This is a genomic window from Streptomyces poriferorum (assembly GCF_019399235.1).
Lineage (GTDB): Bacteria > Actinomycetota > Actinomycetes > Streptomycetales > Streptomycetaceae > Streptomyces > Streptomyces poriferorum.
Window position 1 is genome coordinate 1 of record NZ_JAELVH010000454.1, and the last position, 7,568, is coordinate 7,568.

Consider the following 7,568-nt stretch of genomic DNA (forward strand, 5'->3'; position numbering starts at 1 on the left):
CACGTACAAGGTCATCGAGACGATCCCGGTCGGCCGCCAGCCGCAGCACGTCGTCCCGTCCTGGGACCTCAAGACGCTCTGGGTCAACAACGACGTCGGGGACAGCCTCACCGCCATCGACCCGGCGACCGGGAAGGCGGGGAAGACGGTCGGCGTCTCCGACCCGTACAACCTGTACTTCACGCCGAACGGCACGTACGCCATCGTGATGGCCTCGATGGACCGCGAACTGGTCTTCCGCGACGCGCACACCATGAAGACGGCCAAGGCCGTCCCGGTGAGCTGCGCGGGCGTCAATCACGCCGACTTCTCCGCCGACGGCCGGTACTTCATCGTCTCCTGCGAGTTCTCCGGCGAACTCCTCAAGGTCGACACGGCGAAGATGGAGGTCGTGGGACAGCAGAAGCTGCCGTTCAAGGGCGCGATGCCGCAGGACGTCAAACTGTCGCCCGACGGCAGCACCTTCTACATCGCGGACATGATGGCCAACGGCATGTGGGTGCTGGACGGGAAGAAGTTCACCACGCCCGAGCTGCTGCCCACCGGCAAGGGCACCCACGGGCTCTACGTCAGCCGCGACGCGAAGGAGATGTACATCTCCAACCGCGGCGAGGGCTCGGTCTCCGTGTTCGACTTCGCGCAGAAGAAGCTGGCCAAGAAGTGGCACCTGCCGAACGGCGGCAGCCCGGACATGGGCGGGGTCTCGGCGGACGGCAAGGTGCTGTGGCTGTCCGGGCGTTACGACGCCGAGGTGTACGCGATCGACACCGCCACCGGCAAGCAGCTGGCCCGCATCCCGGTGGGCAGCGGGCCGCACGGCCTCGCCGTCTACCCGCAGCCGGGCCGCTACTCGCTCGGCCACACCGGCGTCTTCCGCTGAGGCCGTCCGGCGACGAGGGCGCCCACGACCGGTCCGTGACGACCCGGTCTCCCCGGGCCGGCGGGCGCTGGTTCGGTCCGCGATCAGGAGTGCCTCCGACCTCACCGGCCGGTGGCCCGCGACCGGTCCGTTACGACCCGGTCTCGCTGGACCGGCGGCCGGTGGTTCGGCCCGCGATCAGGAGTCTTCCGACCTCACCGTCCGGTGGCCTGCGGCCGGTCCGTGACGACCCGGTCTCGCTGGGCGGGCGGCCGGTGAGTCAGCCCGTGACCAGCAGGGCCTCCGACCCCACCGGCCGGTAGCCCGCCGCCTGGAACGTCCGCACACTGCGGGCGTTCCCCGGCGACTGCTGCGCCCACACCACCGCGTCCGGCACCAGCTGCCGGGCCGCGCGTGCCAGCCGTTCGCCGAGCCGCCGCCCGCGCGCCTCCTCGGCCACCTCGACCGCCGTCTCCCAGCGCCCGGCGACCCCGCGGCCGAGGATCACCACACCGCCCTCGGCCCCCCAGACCCGCACCTCGTCGCGGAACCTCATCGCCCGTGCGACCCGGGGATGCTCCGGGTCGCGGATCTCCCGCAGGTCCAGGTCCGGGGTGCCCGGCAGGGCGGGTGCGACCGTGAGGAGGTCGATCGTGTTCATGTGCCGGCCGGTCCGGGCCATCAGGGCTCCCAGGAAACACGGATTCATCGTCGCGGCGAGCGCGTCGCCCGGGGTGGCGGCGAGCGTCTCGCGCACCCACGCCGGGTCCTCGTCGGTGAAGACCACCGAGTGCGCGGTGCAGGCCAGCACTCCGGCATCCCGGAAATTCGGCTGCCGTACCACGGTCATGGACCCGTCCGGGGGCGGGAAACGTCCGTGCGCCGCGGCGTCCAGAATCCGTGCCAGTGCCTCGCTCATCGCGCCGTCTGCTCCCCGCTCGGGCCACCGGCCACCGGGCGGTGGGCGGCCCACCCATGATCGCCGACCGGCCGCCGCCCGGGCCGGCTGTCGCGCCCGTTAATCTGACCTCCGTCAGACAGTCATACGAAGGGGCGGAAAAGTGGCGGACATCGAGTCGGCGCGCAAGGCATTCGAGCGGTACGACCTGAACGGCGACGGGCTGATCTCGGCGGTCGAGTACAAGAGCGTCATGGCTCAGCTGGGTGACCCCTACGTCACCGAGACGGTCGCCCAGGCCGTGATCAACTCGCACGACGCGAACGGGGACGGGCTCCTCACGTTCGACGAGTTCTGGGCCGCGCAGAACTGACGTCCGGAGGACCCCCGGCCGACTGGCCGGGGGCCGCGGGACGGCCCTCCGGGGCGCGCTCAGGAAACGGCCGGTGCCGCGGTCTCCGCCGTGCGGAAGACCTCGTCCGGGGTCGCCACCGGGCCGAACACATCGTGCAGCCGGCCGGCCCGCAGCAGGCGCAGGATCCGTGGGCAGGCACAGACGAGCCAGAACCGCCCCTCGCGGTCCAGCGCACGCCGGCGGGCCCGGCACAGCAGGGACAGCCCCGAGCAGTCGAGGAAGCTCACCTCCGACAGGTCGACCACCAGCCGGGGTGAGCCGTCCGCCGTCGCGTCGTCCAGGGCCGGTGCGATGAGCGCGGCGGTCGCGATGTCGATCTCGTCGCGCAGCGCCACCACCGTGCATCCGTCCCGGCGGTACACCCGGCCGCACGGCTCGGGCAGCAGGGCCGGCACGGAGGTTGCCGTGGGGGTCGGCGTCTCGGTCATCTGATGACTCTCCTCGCAGCGCCGGGCCCCGAGGACGTACCCGGGGCCCGCGTGACAGTCAGTGGGGGACGGTCGGTGAGGTGACAGTCGGTGAACCTAACCCGAGGGTCCGCCTGATGGCGACGCAGAAACGTTCGCGCATTCCCCAATGCCTCCTTCCGGGTGAACGTCCACCGTTCACATGGACAGCAGCAGGCGATTTGTGTGGTTGCCAGTCAGGAAAAGGGGGTGGGTGGTGATCCCGCCCATGTGCCCGGAGCCCTCCGCCGCAGACCGGTCGCCGCAGTACTCGAGGTGGCGGTGACGTGCCTCCTGGCCGTGGCCGCTGTGGCGGCCGCGCTGCTGGGTGCCACAGCCATGGGACACGGCACCGGTGAACTGCGCATACCCGGCGCGGGAGCCGCCACCGTGCTCTGCACGGCCCTCTTCGGTGCACTCGCCGTCCACGCCGGTGCACTCGCCGTCCACGCGCTCCTCCCCTCCTGGGCGCTACGCCCGCCTCGCCGCGTGGCTCTACGTGCCTCTGGCGGTGACCGGCACGTGCAGCGCTCTGCGCAGGCTTCCGGCGGACGTCGTCCTCACCTCGGCGTACGGGCGCACCCTGCTGGCCGAGCTGGTGCTGGTGGCCGTGGTGAGCGCCCTGGCGCCGGCGGCGCCACGGCGGCCGGCCCGGGATGCGGATCCGGCGGGCGCCCACCGTTCCGCCCGTCGTGAGGCGGCCGCGCCGGGGACGGTCGTACTGGTGTCGGCAGTGCTGACCGTCGTACCGGACCCCCACTGGATCGGCACCCGCTGACCGTGTCCCCGACGGCCGGTCCCGGGGGGTGGTGCCGGCGTGCGGTGGCCGGTTCGTGCCGCATGCTTTCCGGCCGCTGGGAAGCGGCCGGAAAGCCTCGTGCCGCGGCGACGAAAATTGGCCGGAACTCGCTGCCGTGAACGCGTGCGTCCGTGGCGTGCGTCCCGTCAGGCGGCGAAGTTCCGGGATATGGAGGCCTGTTCGTCGATCTCCATGAGGTCGGGGCGGGTGTAGCGCTCAGCCCGTGCGTGGTAGTCGAAGTCGCCCCGGACGAGCCCCCGGTAGTCCCGGACGCAGCGCTCCAGGGCGACGCGCGGGAGTCCTCCGATTCCTGCCGCCTCGATCTCCTCGGTCAGTTCCTTCTCCGCCCGCTGGACCCGGTCGGCAATGCGGGACAGCAGAATCCCGGCTTCGTCGACGGCTTCCTGGAGCGTGCCGCCGCGGTCCCGCTGAATGAGCCGGACCGTGTTGTGCTCGTATCCGAGCAGGGCCTCCTTCTCGANGCTCCGGGCGGACTCCGGCAGGTCGATTCCCGCCGTGATCTCGTGCAGATCGAGAAAGGGCTGCATGGCCACCGAGTCACGACGGTGCTTGACGAAGTCGGCCGTGCTCGGAACGTGCCCGGCGGCCCGGTCGACCGCCTCCGCGTAGTACGTCCACAGCCAGGCGGCCGTGTCGCGGCGGAACTGCCGGACCCAGTGCACCGGCCTGTCCGTGCAGGTGCGGACCAACAGTTCGTCCAGGGCGTGTTCCATCGGGCCGACCGGGGCCCGTGCGCCGTCGAGCACGTCCACGAGACGGGCGATGGCGCGCGCGCACACCTGCGGGTCGCGGCCCGCAGGTCCGTCGTCGAACTCGTCGTCGACGAGGAAGGCCCAGAACAGCCACTGGCAGAAGAGGTCGAGGTGTTTCTGCGACGCCTCGGGAAATATCAGGGAAATCCAGAGTTCGGGCCGGGTCCGGATCATCTTCTTGCGGGCCACCGGTGACAGGACGAGATCACTGGCCTCCGCCCATTCCCACGCGGCTTGTCTGGTCTGCTCGACTCCCGGATGACATCCCGCGCTCTCGAACGGCATGTGGAATTCTGGAAGCGCCAACTTGCTCATGGTGCACCTCGTCTGAACGGTACGAACAGGGAAGGGGTATGCGCGAAAGGGCCGCGCACGCGCAGGCCGGGGCGCCGGACGGTGAACGCGAGGTTGTCGATCGGCGCTTCGACAAAGCCGCGTCATCGGGGGGCAGTTGTCCGCGCCGGCGTCGGAAACGGGTGCTAAGGACGGGAGCCGGCTGCTGCGGCGGTCACCGCAAAGCGGATCGGCGGGGCGGACGGTCGCGACGGTCGACCCGTGGCGCTCTTCGTGCACCGTGGCCGGGCCCGACGGCTGGATCCCGCCGAGGAAGCGTCCAGGGAGGGGCGGCTGTCATCGCTGTCCTCTTTCCTCCGAAGGGCCGGGCCGTCGAAGTGGGCCCCGCAGGGGCCGGGGCAGCACGCACCGTCTGACGTGCACGGCGATCGCGTCACCACTCGTCACGACCAGTGAACTCCCAGTATGCGGAGGAAGGAAGCCGCTTGTGACTGAAAATGTGCGTTCTTCTTGAACAGCTGCTCGCTTATGGGAAGTTGGCGCACTTCTGGGGTCTCGTCCGGTGTCACCGTGTGGTGTTCGGCCTCAGCTGACCACTCGGCCGGAAGTATCCCGTCCCGGGCTTCCGGACACGGCCGGCCGGCCCGCAGGGACCGGGTGCGCGTGACTGCCGGAGGCGGCGGAGCGCACCCGTGCCGGCAGACGGACGGCCCGCGCACCCCTCACGGGTGCGCGGGCCGCCTTTGTGCGCCGGTCAGTTGTAGCCGAAGCCCGCCGGGAGCGGGGATGGCCGGAACAGGCGGGCGGGGACGGCGCCTGCCAGGGCCCGGTAGCCCGCGGGGTTCAGATGGAGATGGTCGCCGACGTCCAACGAGGGTTGCAGCGCACGGGGGTTGTGGGGATCGCGCGCGGCCCGGTCGAAGTCGATGACCGCGTCGAAGCGGCCGCCGGTACGGATCCAGGTGTTGATGCGCAGTCGGGCGCCCTCGCGGTATCCGTCCACGTCGTCGTAGCCGGTGTTGCCGCCGAAGGGCGTCAGTGTCGCCCCGTACACCCGGATCCCCAGGGCATGGGCCCGGGCGATGATCTGGGTGTACGCCGCGATCACGTCGTCCGCCGCCTGCTTCTGGGCGGCGGGGGTGGCGGGGGCCGTCCCGAGATCGTTGACGCCCTCGAAGACGATCAGCCGGTCGACGCCGCTCTGGGACAGTACGTCGCGGTCCAGCCGGGCCAGTCCGTTCGGTCCCAGGCCGTCGTTGAGCAGGCGGTTCCCGCCGGCCGCCTGGTTGACGACCGAGGTCCGTACCGGGCCCGCACCGGCCGCCAGCCGCTGCTGGAGCACATCCGGCCAGCGGTCGTTCCCGTTGGTGGTGGAACCCCGGCCGTCGGTCAGCGAGTCGCCGAGCACGGCCGTCGCGGAGGTGCCGCTCCTGGACCAGACCTCGACGCCGCTGAGGAGGTACCAGTGGTCGGTGGTGGTGGCCCCGGGCAGATCAGGATCCTGGACGTGGTCCCCGGACCGGAGGTAGGAGGTCGTACGGGAACCGGGGTGCGAGGTGAGGGCGGTGGACGCCTGACCGGTGGCCAGATAGACCGTGGCCGTCAGGTTGGAGCCGGGCTCCAGCCGGAAGTCCAGCGGATCCGAGACGGCCTGCGCGCCGGCCGGGACCGCCACCGAGGAGCCGCCGCCGAAGGTCACCCTGCGCGTCGTTCCCTCCCGGATGGCGCCGGTGCCCGCCCGGCCGTCCTGCGGCAGCGCCACGGACACCTTGGTGATGGGCAGCACGGCGCCGCCGAACGCGTTGGAGAACCGCAGCCGGATGTGGTCACCGCCCGCCGAGACGTGGACGGTCTGCCGCAGCGTCGTGTCCGTCAGGACGGCGTCGTCCTGGGTGAACGGCGCCGGCGGCATGTTGGACGGCTCCGTCAGCTGCGGCATCGACGTCCACGTGGCCACCCAGTGGGCGTTCCGCTCCTGCGGCCCGGGTGCGCGGTCCGCCCCTGCGCGATCGCCGGCCCCGAGCGCCGGCGAGATGGCGGTCAGGGAGGCGAAGAGCGCTCCCGCGGTGATCAGGCTGATCAGTGACGATCTTCGGTTCATGGATGTGTTCCCTCTGTGCGGTGGGGAAACGGGATTGCGGTGCAATTCGGTTCGCGGCGGGAAGCGGGATTGCCGTGGGGGAGCGGGATGAGACGCAAAGCGTCCACGTACGCGGACGGCATCCCCGTCCATGCGCCCGCCGGACCACGCGGCAGGCTAGCCCTTCCGATAATTGCGGTCAATCGTTCGAAATGTTTCGGCGAATCGGTCCCTCCCAGGCCGGTCGCGCGGAGCGGAGCAGCCCGCCCTCCTCCGCCCCCTACCGCGGTAGCACCCGCACCTTGGCCCCCGGGTATGACGCCCGCCGCCCGTCCGTGCCCGCACGCTCCATCGCGTCAGCACGAGCATCGCGAAGGGCAGAACACGAGGCTAAGCAGCGGCAGGCAGCAGCAGACGGATGAACGCCCGGGCGCCCCGGGCGCTCCGGGTCTCGCCGTCGAACTGCGCGATGTCCGGCGGCGGTACGGCCGCGGCGCGGGCGCCGTTCACGCGCCGGCGGGCGTCGACCTCGCCCTCCCGCGCGGTACGTTCACCGCGGTCATGGGCCCGTCCGGATCCGGCAAGTCCACGTTCCTCCAGTGCGCCGCGGGCCTGGACCGGCCGTCGGCGCACTGGCGACGGGCGGAAGAGACGAGTTGACCCGAGGACCCGCCTCGTCGGCGGGTCCTCGGGTCAACTCGTCTCTTCCGCCCGTCGCCGGTCATCGCCGGCCGTGGCGGGGATGGCGTTGTCGATGAGGACGGCGGCGATGGCGGCTGCGGTGGGGAAGGCGTCGGAGTCGAGGACCCGGGTGCGGGCCGCGGCGCCGTCGATGAGCAGTGCGAGCTGCTCGCCGAGCTGTTCGGGGTCGGTGGCGCCGGCTTCGCGGGCGGTGTCGGCGAGCCGCGCTGCGACGGCCTTCTTGTAGTCGCGCGCGTACTGGGACGCGGGGTGCTGGGAGTCGTGGAGTTCGACGGCGGCGGCGATGAAGGGGCACAGGGGGG

Annotated in this window: 7 protein-coding genes and 3 pseudogenes; 4 read left to right on the top strand and 6 right to left on the bottom strand. The window is 71.5% G+C overall.

The genetic code is table 11. The features are described 5' to 3' along the window. The coding region (locus JGS39_RS38185) for a YncE family protein (RefSeq protein ID WP_219574367.1) at positions 1-880 on the top strand (880 nt) is incomplete at its 5' end. A 259-nt stretch (positions 881-1,139) separates the two neighbouring features. Here JGS39_RS38185 and JGS39_RS38190 read toward each other — a convergent pair. Then, complete coding sequence (locus JGS39_RS38190; RefSeq protein ID WP_219574368.1) at positions 1,140-1,778, bottom strand: GNAT family N-acetyltransferase; 639 nt, start codon at positions 1,776-1,778, stop codon at positions 1,140-1,142. A 142-nt stretch (positions 1,779-1,920) separates the two neighbouring features. On the opposite strand from JGS39_RS38190, the gene JGS39_RS38195 reads away from it, so the two are divergent. Next, positions 1,921-2,130 (top strand): EF-hand domain-containing protein, encoded by a 210-nt coding sequence (locus JGS39_RS38195; protein ID WP_219574369.1) that lies wholly within the window; start codon positions 1,921-1,923, stop codon positions 2,128-2,130. A gap of 59 nt (positions 2,131-2,189) precedes the next feature. Here the strand turns inward: JGS39_RS38195 and JGS39_RS38200 are convergent, their stop codons facing one another. Then, entirely contained in the window at positions 2,190-2,600 is a 411-nt protein-coding gene (locus JGS39_RS38200) for an STAS domain-containing protein (protein ID WP_219574370.1), read from the bottom strand. Between the two features lie 177 nt (positions 2,601-2,777). Then, positions 2,778-3,068 carry a hypothetical protein gene (locus JGS39_RS38205; protein WP_219574373.1) on the bottom strand — a complete coding sequence of 97 codons (291 nt, stop codon included), beginning with the start codon at positions 3,066-3,068 and terminating at the stop codon, positions 2,778-2,780. Positions 3,069-3,081: 13 nt separating this feature from the next. Between JGS39_RS38205 and JGS39_RS41285 the strand changes: the two are divergent. Continuing rightward, positions 3,082-3,396, top strand: a pseudogene (locus tag JGS39_RS41285) (CopD family protein); the annotation flags it as partial. 167 nt (positions 3,397-3,563) lie between these two features. Here JGS39_RS41285 and JGS39_RS38215 read toward each other — a convergent pair. Further along, complete coding sequence (locus tag JGS39_RS38215) at positions 3,564-4,631, bottom strand: terpene synthase family protein (RefSeq protein ID WP_443742932.1); 1,068 nt, start codon at positions 4,629-4,631, stop codon at positions 3,564-3,566. A gap of 607 nt (positions 4,632-5,238) precedes the next feature. Next, positions 5,239-6,585: an SGNH/GDSL hydrolase family protein gene (locus tag JGS39_RS38220; RefSeq protein ID WP_219574371.1), complete on the bottom strand. Its 1,347-nt coding sequence runs from the start codon at positions 6,583-6,585 to the stop codon at positions 5,239-5,241. A gap of 294 nt (positions 6,586-6,879) precedes the next feature. Between JGS39_RS38220 and JGS39_RS41290 the strand changes: the two are divergent. Continuing rightward, a pseudogene (locus JGS39_RS41290) lies at positions 6,880-7,194 on the top strand (ATP-binding cassette domain-containing protein); the annotation flags it as partial. Positions 7,195-7,257: 63 nt separating this feature from the next. On the opposite strand, the pseudogene JGS39_RS38230 reads toward JGS39_RS41290, so the two are convergent. Beyond that, positions 7,258-7,568, bottom strand: a pseudogene (locus JGS39_RS38230) (TetR family transcriptional regulator); the annotation flags it as partial.

Bases quoted from the DNA above. Each gene is read 5' to 3' on its own strand.
- JGS39_RS38190 (WP_219574368.1), bottom strand. From the start codon at position 1,778: ATGAGCGAGGCACTGGCACGGATTCTGGACGCCGCGGCGCACGGACGT.
- JGS39_RS38200 (WP_219574370.1), bottom strand. From the start codon at position 2,600: ATGACCGAGACGCCGACCCCCACGGCAACCTCCGTGCCGGCCCTGCTG.
- JGS39_RS38220 (WP_219574371.1), bottom strand. From the start codon at position 6,585: ATGAACCGAAGATCGTCACTGATCAGCCTGATCACCGCGGGAGCGCTC.